Origin of the sequence: Cyanobium sp. L1E-Cus (genome assembly GCF_024345755.1) — a bacterium.
GTDB lineage: Bacteria > Cyanobacteriota > Cyanobacteriia > PCC-6307 > Cyanobiaceae > Cyanobium_A > Cyanobium_A usitatum.
In genome coordinates this window covers 124,237-144,150 of record NZ_JAGQBS010000004.1, presented here as the reverse complement: position 1 = coordinate 144,150, position 19,914 = coordinate 124,237, and the positions used below count along the sequence as shown (strand labels likewise).

13 protein-coding genes and 1 tRNA gene are annotated in these 19,914 nt (G+C 57.2%); 7 read left to right on the top strand and 7 right to left on the bottom strand.

Annotated features, from left to right (window positions below):
- Nucleotides 1-20 precede the first annotated feature (20 nt).
- The gene (locus tag KBZ22_RS05320) at nt 21-425 is read left to right on the top strand and encodes a RidA family protein (protein ID WP_255021306.1); all 405 of its coding nucleotides are present in this window, start codon (nt 21-23) and stop codon (nt 423-425) included.
- Nucleotides 426-440: 15 nt separating this feature from the next.
- On the opposite strand, the gene KBZ22_RS05315 is transcribed toward KBZ22_RS05320, so the two are convergent.
- On the bottom strand, nt 441-614 hold the full coding sequence (locus KBZ22_RS05315) for a hypothetical protein (RefSeq protein ID WP_193486208.1): 174 nt from the start codon (nt 612-614) through the stop codon (nt 441-443).
- 340 nt (nt 615-954) lie between these two features.
- On the opposite strand from KBZ22_RS05315, the gene KBZ22_RS05310 reads away from it, so the two are divergent.
- Complete coding sequence (locus tag KBZ22_RS05310; protein ID WP_255021305.1) at nt 955-1,101, top strand: hypothetical protein; 147 nt, start codon at nt 955-957, stop codon at nt 1,099-1,101.
- Nucleotides 1,102-1,144: 43 nt separating this feature from the next.
- Nucleotides 1,145-1,218 (top strand) — tRNA-Pro (locus KBZ22_RS05305).
- A 207-nt stretch (nt 1,219-1,425) separates the two neighbouring features.
- On the opposite strand, the gene KBZ22_RS05300 is transcribed toward KBZ22_RS05305, so the two are convergent.
- Nucleotides 1,426-3,624: an AAA family ATPase gene (locus KBZ22_RS05300; RefSeq protein WP_255021304.1), complete on the bottom strand. Its 2,199-nt coding sequence runs from the start codon at nt 3,622-3,624 to the stop codon at nt 1,426-1,428.
- 100 nt (nt 3,625-3,724) lie between these two features.
- Between KBZ22_RS05300 and KBZ22_RS05295 the strand changes: the two genes are divergently transcribed.
- The 4 genes from KBZ22_RS05295 (at nt 3,725) to KBZ22_RS05280 (ending at nt 16,119) form a co-directional block, all read left to right on the top strand.
- The gene (locus KBZ22_RS05295; protein WP_255021303.1) at nt 3,725-4,627 is read left to right on the top strand and encodes a hypothetical protein; all 903 of its coding nucleotides are present in this window, start codon (nt 3,725-3,727) and stop codon (nt 4,625-4,627) included.
- A gap of 124 nt (nt 4,628-4,751) precedes the next feature.
- The gene (locus KBZ22_RS05290; RefSeq protein WP_255021302.1) at nt 4,752-7,685 is read left to right on the top strand and encodes a DEAD/DEAH box helicase; all 2,934 of its coding nucleotides are present in this window, start codon (nt 4,752-4,754) and stop codon (nt 7,683-7,685) included.
- A gap of 3 nt (nt 7,686-7,688) precedes the next feature.
- Nucleotides 7,689-12,626: an Eco57I restriction-modification methylase domain-containing protein gene (locus tag KBZ22_RS05285; protein WP_255021301.1), complete on the top strand. Its 4,938-nt coding sequence runs from the start codon at nt 7,689-7,691 to the stop codon at nt 12,624-12,626.
- A 16-nt stretch (nt 12,627-12,642) separates the two neighbouring features.
- Nucleotides 12,643-16,119 carry a UvrD-helicase domain-containing protein gene (locus KBZ22_RS05280; protein ID WP_255021300.1) on the top strand — a complete coding sequence of 1,159 codons (3,477 nt, stop codon included), beginning with the start codon at nt 12,643-12,645 and terminating at the stop codon, nt 16,117-16,119.
- Nucleotides 16,120-16,181: 62 nt separating this feature from the next.
- Here KBZ22_RS05280 and KBZ22_RS05275 read toward each other — a convergent pair whose 3' ends face one another.
- From KBZ22_RS05275 to KBZ22_RS05255, 5 genes are all read right to left on the bottom strand, one after another.
- Complete coding sequence (locus tag KBZ22_RS05275; protein ID WP_255021299.1) at nt 16,182-16,928, bottom strand: RES family NAD+ phosphorylase; 747 nt, start codon at nt 16,926-16,928, stop codon at nt 16,182-16,184.
- Entirely contained in the window at nt 16,925-17,314 is a 390-nt protein-coding gene (locus tag KBZ22_RS05270; protein ID WP_255021298.1) for an MbcA/ParS/Xre antitoxin family protein, read from the bottom strand. Before KBZ22_RS05270 ends, KBZ22_RS05275 begins: the two co-directional genes overlap by 4 nt.
- Before the next feature lie 204 nt (nt 17,315-17,518).
- Nucleotides 17,519-18,991, bottom strand: coding sequence for a TerB family tellurite resistance protein (locus KBZ22_RS05265; protein ID WP_255021297.1), 1,473 nt, complete (start codon nt 18,989-18,991; stop codon nt 17,519-17,521).
- Nucleotides 18,992-19,162: 171 nt separating this feature from the next.
- Complete coding sequence (locus KBZ22_RS05260) at nt 19,163-19,552, bottom strand: HEPN domain-containing protein (RefSeq protein ID WP_255021296.1); 390 nt, start codon at nt 19,550-19,552, stop codon at nt 19,163-19,165.
- Nucleotides 19,539-19,892 carry a nucleotidyltransferase family protein gene (locus tag KBZ22_RS05255; RefSeq protein WP_255021295.1) on the bottom strand — a complete coding sequence of 118 codons (354 nt, stop codon included), beginning with the start codon at nt 19,890-19,892 and terminating at the stop codon, nt 19,539-19,541. The genes KBZ22_RS05260 and KBZ22_RS05255 overlap by 14 nt, the downstream gene beginning before the upstream one ends.
- Nucleotides 19,893-19,914: the final 22 nt, after the last annotated feature.

The window sequence follows — 19,914 nt, the reverse complement described above, 5'->3', positions numbered from 1 at the left end:
AGCCACCATCCTGACCTGGCATGAGTCACCTGATGCAGCCCGAAGCCGTAATCACCGCCAGCGCCCCTGCGCCAGTAGGCCCTTACAACCAGGCGGTGAAGGCGGGGGGAGTGCTGTATTGCTCCGGTCAGATCGCCCTGGATCCCAGCACTGGCTTGATGGTGGGGGCTGGCGATGTGGAGGCCGAGACCCGCCAGGTGCTCAGCAACTTGCAGGCCGTGCTGGAAGCTGGCGGCAGCAGCCCAGGACAGGTGCTGCGCACCACGGTCTTTCTGGCAGACCTGGGCGATTTCGCTCGGGTTAATGCGATTTATGCGGAGCTATTTAGCGATGGGGTTTCGCCAGCTCGGGCCTGCGTCGAAGTGGCGGCTCTGCCCAAGGGGGCTCGGGTTGAAATCGACTGCATTGCCTTAGCCGCTGAGTAACTGACTGCCAAGGAATTAGTTGGGCGGATTTAAGGGGCAATCCATCAGCCCGGCAGCTTGCTCATCTACGGCGCTGAGTCGCTCCAGGATTGAGCGCAGGTCGAGGACGGACAATTCGCCATCTCGCCCCCACTTCATCACCGAGCGACCGATATCAGTTGAGTCGCCATTGCCGGAGCTCATCACCATGACCAGGACCCCGCGTGTTGATTTCAACACTAGCTAGGAGCGGGGAGCATGAATTCAAATAATTCGCCCTGCACCAGCACCGAGCCCTGGCGAGGGCCAGGGGACTGGGGGTGACCCCGGACTGGAGCAGCGCAAAAGGTCTGCAAATGTGACGTCCACTCTTCGGCGCGGAAGACGGCGTACGGGGAGGAAACCGGGGCGGATGCCGGGGTGGAAATCATGACCCTGGGCAATTAATACACCCGTACTATAGGCGTGAAATTGCATTGTCAACTGCCCAGGTCTGCCCAGGCCTGCCCCGCTTTGAAAAGGATGGTGGGTTGGCCTGTCTGCGAATGAGATGAAACTGCCAGAGGCTTGGCGGGTCTGGCTACCGGTTATTGGGCTGAATGTCCTCGCCGGCTATCTCTGGTTTATCGATCGAGCCGTCGAGCCGCCAGCCGCTGGTGGCAACCTCCTGGACCTGATCCGATCCCTAGGCCGCTGAGCCTTGCCTGATGGCGCCGACGCACCCTTAAGCTCATCAGCGACGGGGCGTGGCGCAGCTTGGTAGCGCGGGTGCTTTGGGAGCACTAGGTCGCAGGTTCGAATCCTGTCGCCCCGATTGACTTTTCACCGATAGGCCTTCAAGGCTAGTCCCCAAAAAGGTCCCCAAAGCGTGCTCAAGCGTTTTGGGGCTATCTCTTTAGGCGGCTGCTTTCAGTGTCAAAAGGGTTCCACCCGCGCCGGCAAAGCGAGGAACCCGGCCACTTCTCAGGGGCCTTCCATCAATTGCTCAGCGGGATTTAGTCGTGGCTGCGTAGTGAATGACTCAGTCACTACGCAGCCGATTGGAAAAACGGCTGCGCAGTGCTTGCTCAGCAGGCTCTGAACTTGGCTGCCGGCTGCCATTGGCCTCGATCGCCTCCCGGCTTCTGTCCACCAGCTCTTGCCTGAGCGCATTAGGGTTTTCGATGCGGATGCCTCCGCCAAAGGCAAACAGCCAGCTGCGTAGATCGACATCAGCGGCCACGGTCCAGAGAGGTAGGTCCAGCTCCACCGGATAGGGGTGGCTGGAGTCGGTAGGGCCTGGCTCCAGCAGGTGCGGCGCCTTGGGGTGGTGCCACCAGCTATCGCCAGGCAGCGGCTTGGAGAAGCGGGTGTGCTCGATCGGGTAGCGCTGCAGGCCCTCGCGGATAAAGGCAAAAGCCCAGGGGGCGCAGCAAAAACGCAGGGTGGTGAGCGCCTGGCTGCGGCGCTGGGCCGACGTGCTGGCAATCGCCAGCTGCTGCAACACATCACTCCCGAAGTAAATGCCACCGCTGTGGTGCAGCAAGCGCTCCAGCCGTGCCAGGGCGGCGGCGTGCTCTTCCGGGCTGCGGCGTAGGTCTCCGTTGCTGGGGGGAGAGGCGAGGCGATCGAGCCGTTCGCTGCGGATGAGCCCTTGCTCGTGGCCCACCTGGTCCTCTTCAAAGAGGAGATACCAGCCCACGTTGTGGAAGATCAGCTGCAGCGGCCACACCCGCAGCTCACCCTCGGGACTGTCGGCAAAGCTGCCCACCCCCGGGTAGCGCTGCAGCTGCACGCGGCGGTGTTCCACGATCGCGGCCTCGATCACCTCGGCGCGCCGCGGGGCAGCCAAAGAATCGCGCCGCACCAAAGCGGTGTCCACCACTGCATGGCGGGCGTAACTGCGCACCGGTGGCATGGCGTCGGCGCTGATCCCCGCCCAGCCCAGTCGCTCATCCAGTTCAGCCAGCAAATCCTGCGCGGAGGGATCCGCCAGGCGGCCGGCGGTCTGGCGCACCACGTTGTGCAGCTCCCGCAGGCGCGGCGGAGAAAGCACGGCCGTGCCCAGGCAGTAGCCGTGGCGAACGTTGTCGTTGCGGTTGCGGAAGCCGTAGGGGGTAAGGATCTTCTCGAGGTCCTTACGCAGCGTTGCCGTTTCACCACTGAGGTAGGCACCAGGGATGGCCTCGGTGGCGGCAATCAGATGCTGGTGCAGGTTGGCGCCGCGCTCTGCCGGCCGATCAAAGGGCTGCTGCAGCAGATGACGCAGCAGGGTCATCACCCGCAGAAACACCGGCCCATCGCCCATGGGCGGCAGCCCGCCATGGCTTGCACCACTGGCAACATCACCACGCTTGCGCTGGGGAACCTCTGCCAGCTGGATAGGCCCAGACACCGGCACGGCACTGCAGAAACCATTGGCCTCCAGCCAGGCCAGATCACTGCGGATCGCAGTGGCATCAGCAAAACACTGGCCATGCAACTGGCCTAGAAACGCCGCAGCACGAGCCGCCAAATCACCCTGGGGCAGCGGCGAGAGGATCGCCTCCAACTCCTCGGTGCTGGCTGGATCAGTTGGCGACAGATCAGGCCAGCTGCTCAGCAGCCGGATCAGATACAGCAGCCGCTCGAGATCAAGCAGCCGCGAGTAGCCGTGGCGCTGCAGCTTGCGCTCACGGTTGGTGGCAGAGCGGATGCGCTTATCCAGCCCGGCCAGTTCAGCCTGCAGCACCGGCGTCAGCTCGCTGTGATGGGTAGGAACTACCGCGCAGATCGCCGCAAACCCTTCTGCCCGGCACGGCCCGAAATGGGGATCGGCAAGAGCAGCGGCCATCTCCTGGATCACCGGCACCGGCACGGCTCGCTGGCGCCGGCTGTTCCACTCCAGCGAGGTGGGCAGGTCTGTGTAGAGCCACCAGCCAATCCACTCCACAGGCGCAGGCAGAGGCAGCGCCTGGGTGATCGCCAGCCGCCAGGCGCGGCGGGCATGGGTGGCATCCACGATCACTGGAGTGCCAGCGGCCACGGCCTCTTGAATGCGCTGGTGCAGCCGCTGCTGGATATCCACCCAGGGGCCCTGCACTGCTGCATCACCAAACACCTCAGCGCGGATCACGTCGGTGGAAAGCACCAGCGCTGGGGCCTCACCTGTGCCAGTGAGCAACGGCGCCAATACTTGCGCCAACGTGGTTTTGCCGCTGGCGGGCTGGCCAATCAGCAGGTGGCAGCGCAGGGTCGCCATCGCGGCAGAGGCAACGGGGGCTTCCACTATTTCGCACGAAAAAGAGCATTGCCAGCCCCCGCAGCGTTGACGCTGCATTCAGCAACACCTTCTGCCTCCCTTGGCCAACTCCTGCAGCAGTAGCGCCCGCTCCACACCACGGCGGGATGAGAACTCCTACGCGCCTCCAACGCCCTTAGAGGATCTGCACATCCTCGATTTCCTTGAGCTAGCTGGCTCCCAGGCCAAGGCAGGTGCGGCGCTTGCGATGCACCAATCGACGGTATGCCGCAGCCTGCAGTTGATGCAGCAGCAATTCCAGTTGCTGCCGCGCCGTGGAGCGCCCGTTTGCCGCCACGGCCACAACAGTTGCCTGGGGTATCTGCGGCTGGCCTACAGGGAGCACCGGCTGATGGCTGGCATGATCCGGCTCGGTACAGACCTGCTGCACCAAAGCCTTTTGCATGGCATGTCGGACGTGCAGCTGGTGCCGCCACGCTTCCGCAGCGCTGAGCATTGGGCCGAACTTGTGAGCCATGGCCTGCTTGATGGCGCAATCATTAGCTCCTTCTGCTTGGAGCAGCAGCTGCAGTCAGGTCAATCGCCCAAATGGGACGGACTAACCGCCATGCCCCTGGGTCAGCTGGCCTTGCAGCTGGTGGCCACAAATACAGAAGCAAAGCAGGTGTTGCTTCCTCGCCGGGGTGCGCTGCCACTGCTGCATCAAGCCCTGGAGTGGCACGGCCTTGGGGTGGCGCAGCAACCAGAGGCCTGCCAGGAACCTGCCGCCTGGCTCAAGCGGGCCCGCGACCGTCAGCTGGCGATGCCGATCTGCGCTGACTTGCTTGTGCCTGGCTGGCTCAAGGCCAATGCTCTGGTGCAGCTTGCAGCGCAGCCACCGTTGATCGAGCAGCTATGGCTGCTGCTGCCCCGCAGTGCGGCTCACAGCAAGGCAGCACGGCTATGTCTGCGGTTGTTGAGGGTGCAGATCAATCGGGCTCAAGCGATGCAGGATCTGCATTAAATGCCAGTACTGATAAGCGTTTCGGAGGTGACGAGTTGACTGGCAATTGCAGCAAAACAGCGCAGACTGTTGTGATAACGAGCTGTCGCCACAGCACACAATTCTGGTTTTCCGCCGCTCCCTGATGCCAGAAGCCGTCCTCGCCCCCGGAGCCCGCATCGAGTGCCGTAGTGCTGAATGGCTGGTGCGCAGCCTGGGCCGCAGCTCTGACGGCCAGCAGGTGGTGGATGTGGTGGGGGTGTCTCCTTTTCTGCGGGAGAAAGAGGCCCGCTTTTTGGTGGCGGTGGAGCAAGAGGCCGGCAGCTTCAAGGTGCTGCAGCCAGAGGAAACGGCCCTGGTGGCCGACCCCTCACCGCAATACCGCGACAGCCTGCTTTTCCTTGAGGCGCATCTGCGCCGCACCGTGCCCACCGATGCCGCGCTGGCAGTGGGGCATATGGCAGCCATGGATGCGCTTCCTTACCAGCTGCAGCCAGCAGCTAAAGCCCTGGCGATGCCGCGGGCACGGCTGCTAATCGCCGATGCGGTGGGCCTGGGCAAAACCCTGGAGTGCGGCATCCTCTGCAGCGAAATGATTCGCCGCGGGCGCGGCAAGCGGATCCTGGTTGTTACCAGCAAAAGCATGCTGGTGCAGTTTCAAAAAGAATTCTGGACGCGGTTTTCGATCCCTCTGGTGCGGCTTGATTCGGTAGGTATCCAACGAATTCGGCAGCATATTCCCACCAATCAGAACCCCTTTCACTACTACGACAAAGCGATCGTTTCAGTCGATACGCTCAAAAATGATCGTGATTACCGCTTCTATCTCGACAATGCTAACTGGGACATCATCGTCATCGACGAGTGCCAAAATGTAGCCGAGCGAGCTAAAGGAGCGCAAAAGAGCCAGCGAGCTCGCTTAGCAGAACGGCTAGCCACCCGCTCGGAAACATTGATCCTGCTGTCGGCGACGCCACATGACGGCAAACCTGAGAGTTTCGCGAGCCTGATGAACATGCTCGACCCCACGGCCATCGCCGATCCGAGCAAGTACACCAAAGACGACATCAAGGATCTGTATGTACGGCGCTTCCGTAAGGATGTGATCGCTGATCTGCGCAGCAGCGTGCAGGAGCGTGATGCAGCTGATGTCGAGTGCCAGGCCAGTGAACGGGAAGAACGGGTATTTGCCCTGCTGAAGGATCTCGAGCTCCCGGACAGCGACTCCAAAGCCAAGGCAGGCCAGCTGTTCAAAACCACCCTGGCCAAAAGCCTGCTTTCAAGCCCGATGGCGGCACTGGAAACAGTGCGCAACCGGCTCAAGCGCCTGCAGGCCAATGCCACACCAGCACCGGCCGATTGTGCAGCCCTGGAGGAATTAGAGCCCCTGCTGGCGGTGATTGGGGCAAGTGATTTTTCCAAATATCAGCGGCTGCTGCAGTTGATCACTGGCGATTGGAGTTGGCGTGGCAAAGACCCCAAAGACAGGTTGGTGATCTTTACGGGGCGCCGCGAGACCCAGCGCTTTTTGATGGAGCACCTGGCTGCAGACCTCAGCCTGCCCAAGGGAGCAGTGGTTGGTCTTGATGGCGCCATGGCTGATGTGGATCAAACGCGAGTGGTGGAGCAGTTCGCCCAGGAAAAAGATGCGGTGCGCATCCTGGTGGCTACCGAAGTGGCGTCTGAAGGCTTGAACCTGCACTACCTCAGCCACAGGTTGGTGCACTTCGATATTCCCTGGTCGCTGATGACGCTGCAACAGCGCAATGGTCGGATTGATCGTTACGGCCAGCCGATGCAGCCGCTAATTCGCTATTTGCTCACGAGCTCACGCAGTGAGGGAATGGGCGATGCGGAGAAGATCCTGCGGGTGCTGATCCGTAAAGACGACCAGGCCCAGATCAACATCGGCGATCCATCGGTGTTTCTGCGGGTGTTCGATGCCGAGGTGGAGGAAGAAGAGATCGGCAAGGCGTTTGAGGCCGGTGATGCCGAGGGGCTCGAGCGGCGTATGGACGCCAATGCCAAGCCCTACCTCGAGCAGAGCAGCGATCTCAATTTGTTTGCGGAAATGTTTGGTTTTTCCAGCAGCGAAGAAGCAGAAACAGCTGCTCCTGTGGCAGCCAGCCAGTCGATTGCTGTAGAGCAGCGCAAGCCATTCAGCCTGTATCCCAGCCTGTGGGGCTATGTGGATCAAGCCCTTGGCGCTGTAGCGGAGGCGATGGATCGTCGCGGCGAAAAGCTAGACCTGCGTACCTTCCCTGAGCAGGAGCGTCTCGAGATCACGCCACCGCCAGATCTGCAACGGCGCTACGACCGCTATCCGCGGGAGCTCCGGCCCCAGAGCGGGCAACGGCTGGTGGTGTCCACCGAGGTGGCAGCCTTGCAGCGCGCCCTGGAGCAGGCCCGACGGCAAGACAGCGCCAGGCCCGAACTGGAATACCTCTGGGATCTGCACCCCCTGGTGGATTGGCTCGCTGATCGGGGCCAAATCACCTTCCCCCGCCACTGTGCGCCGGTGCTGCAGCTCAGTGAAGGGCTGGAGCCAGGTGAGGTGGTGATGGTGCTGCAGGGCACGATTCCAAACCAAAAAGGAATGCCGGTGGTACAGGAGTGGGTGTCGGTGCGCTTTGCCGGTTCAGGGTTAAACGTTGCTGCGGTGGAGCCGTTTGCGGCGGTAGCTGAGCAGTTGCAGTTGGGCCGTAAGGCCTATGCGAACCCCAAGGCAGCGATTGCTTTGCATCTGAGCCAGCAGCTGAGCCAGCAGCTGCCTTATGCCGTGAGGCAAGCCGACAGCTACCTCAACCGCTGCGGTCAGCAATGGGCGGAGCGGATGCAGCCGGAGCTGGAAGCCCAGCGTGAACGCCTCAAGCGGTTACGTGGCCGCCAGGTACAACAACTGCAGATGAGCTTCGAGGCGGATCAGCGGCCCCAGCAGATCAAGGAGAAACGGCGTCTGGCAGAGCAAAAGGCGATTGATACGCGCTTCGACGACCACGAACGCTTTGTGAGTGAGGTGATGACGATCGAACCATCCCCCTACCTGAAACTGGTGGCCGTGCTGCACCGGGAGGCTTGATCAATGGCTCTACCAGGAATCAGCAACGCCAACGAGTTTTATTCCGCCCACTACCTAGAGAGCGTTCTGACGAACGACATCAAAAAGGTGCGTGAGCGCTGGGCGGAGGAGGCCAGGGCCCAGGTGGAAGCCGATCCCAGCGCCGATGTCGCCACCCCGGAAGCGCAGTTCAAGGCCCTGCGTAAACCCTGGCAAAAGCTGAGGGAAGCTGAGCTCGGAATCAGTGGCGACCCAGCCGAGCGCCTGCGGCTTCAGCGGGAGCTGTTCTTCCGGCCCCTGCTGGAGGCCTTGGGCTATCCCTATGCCCCCAAGCCGGAGCCCGTGCTGATCGGCGGCGAGGCCTATCAAGTGCCATTGCTGGCAGAGGTGAGCAACGCCAAAGGTGAGCCCTGGCTGTGGGTAGTGGAGTGCTTTAACCCCAGCGATGAGCCGACTGATCCGCTGGAGCTCACGATTGCCACCAGTTGGGCCTGCCAGATCCACGACCCATCCCTGGGCAAGGTGCTGGAGGGCGAAACCTGGGAAACCCTGATCTCTGAGCGGATCTTCGGGCAGGAGATCCCACCGCGCTGGCTGCTGGCCGTGAGCCGCGACCAACTGTTGTTGATCGACCGCCAGAAGTGGGCTGCTTCACGGCTGCTGCGTTTTGAGCTGGACACCCTGCTGGGTGACATCAATGCCGATGCCCTGCTGGCGGCAGCCACCTTGCTGCACCGCGAGCACACCTGCCCCACGGGTGGCGGCACGCCGCTGCTCGACGAGCTGGATGAAAACAGCCATAAGCACGCCTATGAGGTGAGCGGCGACCTCAAGTACGCCCTACGCAAATCGATCGAGCTGCTCGGCAACGAGGCGATCCACTGGCGCCGCAGCAAAGGCGAAGGCGTGTTCAAAGGCAAGACCGACGCCGACCAGCTGACGCTGGAGTGCCTGCGGTACATGTACCGACTGCTATTTCTCTTTTATATCGAGAGCCGGCCCGATCTTGGCTATGCGCCGATGGGGAGTGACGTGTATCGCCTCGGCTACAGCCTGGAAAGCTTGCGCGACATGGACACCGCTGAGCTCGGCAGCGAGGAAGACAAAGAAGGCACCTACATCAGCGAGTCCCTAAACCAGCTGTTCCAGATGATCTGGGAGGGCTACCCCAAACGTGACGACGAAACAGCCCAGCTGCCGTTGGCCGATAGCGATGACCCCTTCCACGACAGCTTCCGGCTCACGCCACTGAAAGCGCACCTATTCGATCCCGATCGTCTGCCAATTTTTAATGGTCTTCAGACAGACGAAAAGGGAACGAAGCGCTGGACAAAGGTGCGCTTCCGCAACGTGGTGCTGCAAGAGGTGATCGAGCTGATGTCGCTCACCAAGGAAGGCAAGGGCAAACGGCGCGGCCGGGTGAGCTACTCCCAGCTGGGCATCAACCAGCTCGGCGCTGTGTATGAGGCGCTGCTCAGCTTCCGGGGTTTCTTTGCAGAAGAAGACCTCTTTGAAGTGCAACCCGCCCCCAAGAAGGCAAAAGCCACCGCCAGCGATGACGACGACGAGCCAGAAGACAGCAACGAAGAAGGAGGCGATGACACAGACAGCGCCACTGCCAGCGGCCAGGAGCACAACGAGCTGGAGGTGGGCCACTTCGTGACCGCTGAACAGCTCAAGGCCTACAAGGCGGAAGAGATCGTGGCTGAGAAAGACACCGGTAAACCCAGGTGTCACCCCAAGGGCAGCTTCATCTACCGATTAGCGGGACGCGACCGCGAGAAAAGCGCCAGCTACTACACGCCCGAATCGCTCACCCAGTGCCTGGTGAAGTACGCGCTCAAGGAGCTGCTACCGGGCAAAACCGCGGCCGAGATCCTGCAACTGAAGGTGTGTGAGCCAGCCATGGGCTCTGCTGCATTTTTGAACGAAGTGGTGAACCAGCTGGCTCAGGCCTACCTAGAGCTGCGCCAGCAGGAAACGGGACGGAGTATCCCCCACGAGCAGTTCGCAACTGAGCTGCAGAAGGTAAAGATGCGCCTGGCCGATCAAAACGTGTTCGGCATCGACCTCAACCCGGTGGCGGTGGAGCTGGCGGAGGTAAGCCTGTGGCTCAACAGCATTTTCACGCCGGAGAAGGGCCGGGCCTTTGTGCCCTGGTTCAGCCAGCAGCTGGTTTGCGGCAACTCGCTGATCGGGGCACGCCGGCAGATCTACCGGGTGAACCAGCTACCCACCGGCAGTGGCCGCAAGGACAAGCCCAGCAGGCTCTGGCATGAACACGCTCCAGAGGAACTGGACTGGGATGCGGAGCTGCCGGAAGGCGCAATCTTCCACTTCCTGCTGCCCGATCCGGGCATGGCGGCTTACAAAGATAAGGTGATTAAGGAGCTGGAGCCAGAGGCCATCGAGCGCTGCCAGCGATGGAACAAGGCGTTTGTAGGTGATGCGTTCAGTGAGTCCCAGATTTCCCACCTGCTCAGGCTGAGCAAGCTGGTGGATGACCTCTGGAGGGCCTGGGCCGAGCAGCAGAAACAACTACGCCTGCGTACCACCGATCCGCTGCCGGTATGGCCAGAGAGCGAAACAACAGGTGCAAACAACGTTGCCTGGACCTCGCTAGAACTCAAAGACCGCATCCAAGAGCAGGAGGTGAATGGCCGCGATGTGGCCAACACCAATGCCCGCCTGCGGCTCAAGTGGGCGATGGACTACTGGAGTGCGCTTTGGTTCTGGCCAATCAACCAGGCCGGGACCCTTCCTAGCCGGGATACGTGGCTGCTGGAGCTGAGCATGATCCTGGGTGATCTAGAGCAGGGCGTTGCTCCCGAACTCGGCCAAGGAAAGCTATTCGCTGATACCCAACCCAAACAGTTGGCCGTGGATTTCAGCGACCGCCACGGCTTTGTGGATGTGGAAAAGCTCAAGGCTGAATTTGAGCGATTGCGTCAAGTGGAGGCAGTAGCCAAACGCATCCGGCCGCTGCACTGGGATCTGGAATTTGCTGATCTGCTGGCTGGTGGTGGCTTTGATCTGATCGTGGGCAACCCGCCCTGGCTGAAGGTGGAGTGGGAGGAAAAGGGCGTAATCGGCGATTCCGACCCGATGGTGCTGATCCGCAAGGTGAGTGCTAGCGAGCTGGCGAAGCGCCGAGGTGATGCCTTTGCCGGCCATCCGGAGCTGCGGGGGGCCTACCTGGAGGAGTTTGAGGGGCAGAACGGTAGCCAGGCTTTTCTCAATGCGCTGCAGAACTATCCGCTACTAGAGGGAAGTAAAGCCAACCTCTACAAGTGCTTCCTGCCGCAGGCGTGGCGGGTGGCGTCAGGTCAAGGGGTGCAGGGGTTTCTGCATCCGGAGGGGGTCTATGACGATCCGAAGGGTGGGGCATTGCGGGAAGTGCTGTATGAGCGACTTAGGAATCATTTCCAGTTTGAAAATCAACTATCTGTGTTCGTTGAAGTTCACCATAATACAAAGTTCAGCATTAATCACTATGGGGCAAAGCGACAGCCAAGCTTTATTCATCTTGCTAACTTGTTCCATTCCAAAACAATAGATGGCTGCTTCAGTCACGACGGCCATGGCCCATTGGATGGGATTAAGACAGCTAGCAATCAGTGGAGCGTGACCGGTCATCGCCAACGGCTGATCCCCGTAGGCGAGCAGGTCCTTGGCTTGTATGCCCAGCTGTACGACGAAGCTAAGACCCCGGCCCGTCAGGCCCGCCTACCGGCGCTGCATTCCCAGCAACTTCAGAGCGTGCTGGAAAAGTTTGCAGTTGCACCGAAACGGCTGGGCGATCTTTTGGATGGTGAGGCTTATGCCACGCAGCATTGGAACGAAACAATTGCCCAGCAAGACGGAACCATTAGCCGCGATACAAGCTTTCCCGCTGATCCCACAGAACTAGTGCTGTCAGGACCTCATTTCTATGTAGGCCGCCCTTTCAATAAGACACCAAAATCAATCTGCACACTAAATAGCCATTACGACTGCCTCGATCTCACTATCCTGCCGGATAACTACCTTCCCCGCACCAACTACCGCCCGGATGTATCGCCATCCGAATATCTAGCCCGCACGCCGCGGGTGCCGTGGGGGGAGAAGAAGCCGGTGACGGAGTTTTATCGGGTCACAAGTCGCGAAATGATTGGATCAGCTGCAGAGAGGACCTTTGTGCCAACTCTCATACCGGAAGGCACAAGTCATGTAAATACCTGTATTTCGACAGTCTTTGCGGAAGCAATTTCATCCATTGACTTCCTCTCGATGGGAATCAGTGTTCCTGTTGATTTCTTTGTGAAGTCAACAGGCATGGGCCATGCCAATAAGAACGTCCTCCGGCAGCTGCCATTTCCCACTACATCAGCTTCTCAGCTAACAGGCCTCCGTCTACGCACCCTCGTCCTCAGCTGCCTCACTACCCACTACGCCGATCTCTGGAGCGAGTGCTGGGATGAAGCTTTCCGCCAGCAACGCTGGGCCAAACAGGATCCCCGCCTTCCCAACAGCTTCTTCACCAATCTCACCCCCACTTGGCAGCGTGATTGCGCCCTGCGCACCGATTACGCCCGCCGCCAGGCCCTGGTGGAGATCGATGTGTTGGTGGCACGCACCCTCAAGCTCACCCTCGACGAACTGATCACCATCTACCGCGTGCAGTTCCCGGTGATGCAGCAATACGAACGCGACACCTGGTACGACCGCAACGGCCGCATCGTCTTCACCGCCAGCAAGGGGCTCACTAGCGTGGGGTTCCCTCGTAAGGGTTCAGGGCGTGGGCCGAACAAGACCACCGGCTGGGAAGACATCGCTGATATGACTTCCGGCAACGTCTCCCGCACCATTACCGACGACACGCTTCCCGGTGGGCCGGTTGAGCGCACCATCACCTATGAGGCGCCGTTTGATCTCTGTGATCGGGTGAAGGACTATCGGCTGGCTTGGGAGTTTTTTGGATAAAGGTTGCAAGTAGACCATGAACCGTTCCTATGAGTACACAGCCCATCTTTCAAAAGAGAATACAAGCAACTTATGGAGCTTTCTTGTCAAGCGATTAGATCTAGATTTAAATGATTTTATCTCAGGCGAAGAGTTTGAGGCTTTCATTGCATTTTTTAGCGAGCTAATCGATGACGATGAAACCTTGGGTGCATTTGCCGAAATTAACGCTGATTGGAATGTTGGAAAATTTACTTCATTTGCTAAGTATACCCCACTCAATTTCCATTTCATAGTTGGGCCATGGCCGTTAAGTACACTACAGCCGGGCAAATATAATCTCTTTTCCAGGGCTGAGTTCGAATTGAAGTCAAGAAAAGCCGACTCTAATTATATAAAAGATTTTTTTCAGCTTCAAAAAAAACTTCAAGAAATGGGTGGATTTGAGACTATTTTCAAAGAAGAACAGAAGAAGAAACAGGAACAGAAGCTTGAAGCAAAGAGAAAAATAGATGCCCTTCTATCCAAAACAGAGCGTGGGATACGGGTCAACTGGAGTAAAAATGATCATGAAATTGCAGAGCTGATCGGCAATAAAGTTAGTTGCTCACATATCACTGCTGCAAAAAAAGAGCATACGCTTCGCTGGTTGGCAGATTGCAAGTTCAGAACCCCCACAGATGAACAGCTTGAATTCATCATCGACACCCATCATTCCATCAGAGTAACCGCGCGTGCTGGTAGTGGCAAAACAGAAACAGTTGCAACAAAAATTTTATTCTTGTTGCATTTCATTGGATTAAGTCCTGATCATATCTTGGCTCTTGTATTTAATGTAGAAGCGCGTAATGACATCATCAAGCGAATTGAGGATCTTGAAGAGCAAGCGGGCTTAATAAGTAAAGGCCCATATTCGGTGATGAACTTTGATCGTCTTGCATACGGCGTTGTACGGCCGAAAGCAAACATTCTTGATGAAAAGGGGTTCTCTCAAACGATTAAAGAACTTGTTAATTTCTTCCTTTCAGCTGAATGCGAGCATTCCGAGCTAATTAAACAGTTCATGCTCATATCTTTTGAAGCTGATTGGGATAAATGGCTTAGTAACAATGAACGATATACGCTAGACCAGCTTGACAAGTTGAGAAGCCTGTTGATGGAGCAAGCCATCGATAGCACATTAGTGAAATCAAAGGGGGAAAAGCGTATTGCTGATTTCTTCTTTGAGCACAATATCGATTATCAATACGAATACCCATGGCGTACTGATCATGGGGTTGTTATTTATCCTGACTTCTATCTGCCGCAGTACAAACTCATAATTGAGTACTGGGGGATGCACGGCGACAAAGACTATGATGAATCATCCGAATTTAAGCGGAGCTACTGGGATACAAAGCCTGGATACAAGCTAGTTGAAATCTTTCCTTCTCATCTAAGCGGCTTATCACCAAATTTTCTTGAAGGAAGGGAAGAAGACTATGCAGCTATCGCTGGACTTATCAAACAAGCGCTTATCGAGCAAGGCTGTGGAGATATCGAGCTTTGCAAGCTATCTGACGAGGAGCTTCTAGCAAAGCTCAAGAAGCGGATCTCAATGGAAGTTGAAAAGCTTTTTAGCACTTCACTTGCCAGGCTTGGTCAGCGCTGTCGCAGCAATGCTGATGTCATCTCCTTAGTAAATAGCTATAAAACATCTGATGAAGCCGAACGACAATTTATCAACCTACTCCCCATTATAGATCAAACCTATCGCGATCTGCTATCAGCAAACCATGCAACTGATTATGCAAAACTGAAATGGGATTGTATTGATTTAATTGAACAAGGAATTAGTTCATTTGCAGTTGAGAAAGGAACTATTCAGGTATATCTAGCCCGTCTGCGCTATATCTTTATTGATGAATTTCAAGACTTTTCAGAAGTTTACCAGAAAATAATCCAGGCCCTTCTTTACCATGCCAACGACGCTGTTGTGAATGCGGTTGGAGATGACTGGCAGATGATCAATCGCTTTGCGGGATCTGACCTCAGCCTTTTCCATGGTTTTTCTGATGCATTCCCGAGAACAAAAAATCTTACGCTTACAACGAATTTCCGAAGTAGCCCCCAGGTTGTTGAGTTTTGCAATGCCTTGATGGAAGGGCAAGGGGCACAGGCCAATGTCGCTGATCACCTCAAGGAGGTCAAAGGACGTGTTACTCAGGTTTCCCTAAGTAATCTTCAGCTTACCGATGCAGAAGAGCATTATTTTAAAGCTGACCCTATTATCAGCTCGCTACTTAGATTGATCCCAGCATGTATGAGTCAACTAGGGCTTAATGAAAAGTTTGATATAGCTCAGGCAACTAATCAAGGCGAAGAGAGCCTCAAACCTTTTTTCTATGTGCTAACACACACAAACTATCCAAAGGGGCTAAAGGTTGGAGCCGATCACTTTAGTTTTATGAAAAACGAATCAGGCCGCTCCCTAAGTTTTCTGCATAAATTCTTAGCAAAAATCTACAATAAAGAATTATTTCCTACAGCTATTAGCGCACTTACAGCACATCGATCCAAGGGAAAGGAAGCAGAAGTTGTTTTCCTGTTGGCACCAGAGCAATTTCCACTAATCCATCCAAGCTCAGTTTTTTTAGGAATCTTTGGTGATGATCTAAATACAATTATTAATGATGAACGTCGTCTCTTCTACGTTGCCTGCTCTAGGGCTCGCAAATGGCTCTTCCTTCTAACCTTTGCACCAGCAAAGCAGCCTGATTATCTGCCAAAGCATTTGCTTGAATTATTTAATTGGGACGAAGCTCCCTATGTGCGCAAAATTCCTGATGGGCTTTATAGGATTGAAATTACTAACCAAAAGGGTGATTTTAAAGCTCTTTTTGACAACATGGAAAGATTAAAAGTTTTCTGGGGATTTAATTTTACCAAGGATAATGGTGTCCCTATCCGATGGCAAAAATTGGAGTGCACTCTTCCTGAAGTGACTAGATACATAACGCAACTTATTGAGGAATTTAAGGATGCCAAATTGCAATGGGTATTGTTTGATGCGGCTGGTGATTCAATCTTCCAATGGCCAGGCCCTATTGATCCAAAGGCTTTCTTAAATGCAACACTTCAAATCGAAGCAAATACACAATCAGCCCCACCACCAGCTATAGCAATTCCAATTATTGATGAGCGACAGCACGTTAATTCTCTTTGCCTATCAGTTTACGAATATTTCCTTGACCCTAAGCATATGCTTCAGAAATTTAAACCTCAAACTGGTTTTGAATTAATCAAATCTGGGCATGTAATTGCGCAGGCTGAACTAGCTTGGCCAAAACACAAATCAGCTGTTGTTATTACTGAGGATGATTATATTAATTTTACAGACCAGGGCTGGCGAGCTTGGCTTCCTACTATTGATGACAATGATAATAACCAGTCAAATAACATGGAAATTCTTGAATTGGCTACACTGTTAAGTCACTTACGAAGAGCCGAGCGAATTAACTCACTAAGCATTTAGCTTTCAACTTTATTAATCCATTACCATTTACAAAGACACCAACTAAAAGCCAGGCCTATTTTTCAAGCTGCTGGTTGTGGCAACACTCCATTTACTTCGAATTGCTGCCTCTGGAAATGGTGCACCGTGTTGTCATCCAGGCAACAAATAGCAACTTCGTTCTCGTTAGCTTCCACCACAACCTCTACCTGATCAAACGGTGTACTGGTGAATACGCAGCAGCTGATGGCTCCCACCTGAATCACATCCTCAATGCTGCGTGCTGAGTGGTATTCAAAAGCCTTAATTCCAGCCTTGCGCATCTGCCGGCCAGTTTCTTGGCAGAAGTGGTTGTTTGTTGGATCACGCAATTTGGCCTGAAGCTCTCTGCCGCCTTGTTCCTGCAATTTCAGGGCCCTTGAGGTGCTTACCTGCACATGAAAAAGTGCCTTTCGCATCGCGCTGCTGCGTGGAAAGGGATGCTCAGGCCCATTCTGAAACACCAATTCGTAGTACGCCCCCTCCAGTAAACAGCCGAATCGGCTGCGGGAGCCATAAAACATCCCTCGCTCCCAGCGTGTGGCAAACCGCGAACCGTGGCGTTTTTGATAACGAAAAGAAGTGAGCAGTAGGCGATGCCGCAGCGGGCACTCCTCGGCGCTGGGAAGCTCCGGCTTGCTGGCCTCCAGAAAATCCTCCAGCCAGGCCTGCTCATCCAAGCTGTCTGTAGTTCTACGGGTGGCCTGGGCACCCTGTTGCTCTACCAGCCGCAACACAACCCCATCCAGCTGGGCGAAAGCATTGAGATCTACATCGCTTCGTTGGCTCAAGGGCGGCCACGCATGGCATCGAGGTATTGCACTAGCTCCACCAGCTGCTCTGGATCCTGCAGTTGTTCCCGCGGCAGGCCTCCGGTGTGGCGGTTGGCTGTGTTGATCCAGTGCCGCATCAGTTCGATGTCGTCGCCCACCAGGGCCGAGAGGCTGCGATGCAAGCGCAGCACCAGGGCAACCATCCGCTGGGTGTGCAGATCGATGCGGCTCTGTGCCCGTGCCTGCTCAAAAAAAGTACGACTTTTACCAATTGCCTGGGCCGTTTCCTGGGCCGATAGCCCCAGTTCCTCGCCAGCGCGCTGCAGCGCCTTGCGTAGCACCAGGTTCCCGTCTACCCCGCTAGCCGCTGCATTGGTGAGTTCCTGAACCTCCACAACCCTCATGCCATCTCTGCAAATTATGCCTCAAAAGCGGCAGGATAGGCAATGCAGCCTCGAATGAGGCGCCTTCCTAAACGCGTTGCATAAAAAACCTGTACTTGTTCGTTGATGGAGCGAACTGCAGCCCGAATCTCATGCAGAACGCCAGCGATTTCAGCTGGTGTGAGCGATGGAATGGAAAGGAGGTCTTGGAAATGACCTTCTGCCTTATTTCTTCAATTGCTCCACCAGCAACGCGAACTGAACCTTGTACTCCACCTGGCTCAGCTCCCCAGCCGCAAACCGCTGGGTGAGCCGCTCCATCCCGGCCAGGATCACCGCATTGGTTTTCTCCTCCTCCGTCACCTCAAAGACCACCGCTGCAGCGTCCACCTCCGCTGGCTTGTCCTTGCTGAACAGCTTGCCGGCCCAGCCCAGAGCTTCTCCCGCCGTCGCCCCTGCCCAATTGGCCATATCTCCTACGGCGAAGAGCGCCTGATCAAAGGCGCCATCCTCGCGGCGGAACTGCTTAGCCAATGCGGACTGTTCCTCCAGCAGCTGCTCATGGCCGAGGGCCTCCAGCAACCGAGCCAGTACCCCCTTCTCAGCGGCCTGCAGCTCGCCATCGGCCGCCGCGATCAGGCAAAAGCAGCGCGCCACGGATTCCCGGTTGGCAGGTACCTGTATCGAACGCAAGGCCGCGCACACCCCATCCAGATCAGCATTCACCTTCTCGGCCAGCCGCTGCAGCTCCTCCTCCGGCAGGGCCAGCTGCTTGAGGAAGGTGAGATATACCTCCCGTTCCTTGTCATCGAATTTCCTGTCGGCCAGGGCCAGGGCCATCAGGCCCTCGAGTACCGCCACCTCCGCCTGTTCATTACGGCCGATCTGCCCCTGCAGCCGCCGGGTCTCCTCCCGCAACGCAGCCGACACGCGCACGCCATGGCGCACCCGCGCTCCCATCACCCGTGTGGTGGCGTAGTTCCAACCCGCTGAGATCCCCACGCCCACGATCGGCACGGCCGTCTTGAGGATCGCCTTCTGGGTTACCTGCTTTGCGATCCGTGGCCCGAGCACCGTGCCCGCTGCGGCCTGGATCAGCGGAGTGTTTCCGTGGATCAGGCGAAACAGCTGGGCCCGCGCCACCTCCGGCCCCAAAGCCTTGAGGCCCAATCCCCCCACTTCAGCCACCTTCACCCCGTAGACCACGGCGAAGAGCCTGGTGAGTTCCTCCGGGTCGTCGGCAGCCAAGGGGATGTCGTACACAAGGTGGAGGTCAAACGCCAAACGCAGCTGCAGGCGCACGGTGTAGAACACCTCCGCCATCACCGCCGTAATCGCGGCCGGCAAGCCCACTCCGGCGGTGAGCACAGCTGCACTGGCCGTGGCCCCTGAGAGCCCACCGGCAATGGCTGCATTTTTTTCTGCCAGTTCGCAGAGCTTGCCGGCAATCGCATCGGTGGGGAGGCCGGGGTACTTGCCCCGCAGGTAGGCGGCCCCGCCCTGTTCCATCACCTTGCGCTCGTAGCTGCCCAGGCAGCTCATGAGGAACTTGTTGAACCAGGTGCCGTCCTTGATCGCCTGAACCCCGAAGGACTGGACGGTGTGCTTCAGATCCGCGAATTCCTGCAGGATCCCGGCCTTGATGGCCTCCGCGTCGTAGCTACCTCCACCGTTTGCAGTTGGGTTGGAGTCGCTCATGGGGTCTAGGCCTGGTCACGTCTTGTGTTTTCTACTCTGAACCAAGCTTGATTAGTTAGTTCTTCGTTAGATCTCCAGAGCTAGAAATCATTTAACAAACCTTCCAGCGCGTGAGCTTGTCACTCCATGTAGGTCGTGCTTCGTAGCCACCTGATTGGGAGTGGGCCGAAGTCAGGACTGAAGGCTGAGGCGCGCCTGAAGATCTCCGTAGAGCTCTTCAACTAGCTCCAGGAGACGGCTGCGTTCTGCGGGGAGTGGCGTGGGCTCCGCGTCGTAGCGAGCCAGCACGGCGAAATCATCAAGATCAAGCAGCTCGGGAGCCAGCTGCACGGTTTCGCCACAAGCGGCCAGCTCCTGCAGCAGGCGCTGTAGCGAATGGCTCCGTGGCGGTTCCTGGCCATGCATCACCAGCAGGGCCTTCAGCAGCTTCTCCAGGCTTTGCTGGGCCAGAAAACCCCAGTCTTCATCGGCAAACGCCGCGGGATCCAGCGTTCCCCTGAGGCTGCCGAGGTGGCGCTCCACCAGGCGCAGTAGCAGCAGTGCGTCTTCAGCGGGCGACATCAAGCTCCTGGCCCTCCCGCAGCGCCCGCGCCACCACATGCCAGCGGGAGCCGGCCAGGTCGCGGGCATCCTGTTCACCCACAACCACCAGGTCCACCGCCACCCGCAGCGGCAAGGGCCGCAACGCTGCCCGCAGCGATCGCAGCGCGAATTGACGTTCGATCGGTGTGAGGGTCGGCTGGGGCATCACCACCAGCAGATCAATGTCGGAATCAGGCCGAGCGTCGCCGCGGCCCCGCGATCCAAACAACACCAGCCTCCGTGGACTGGGCTGAATCCCAGCCAGGGCTGCCGTCACCGCCTGCAGGTCGGCGTCAATCGCGGGGCTGGTGATCACCATGAAGTGAGGTTAGGCCTCCTGA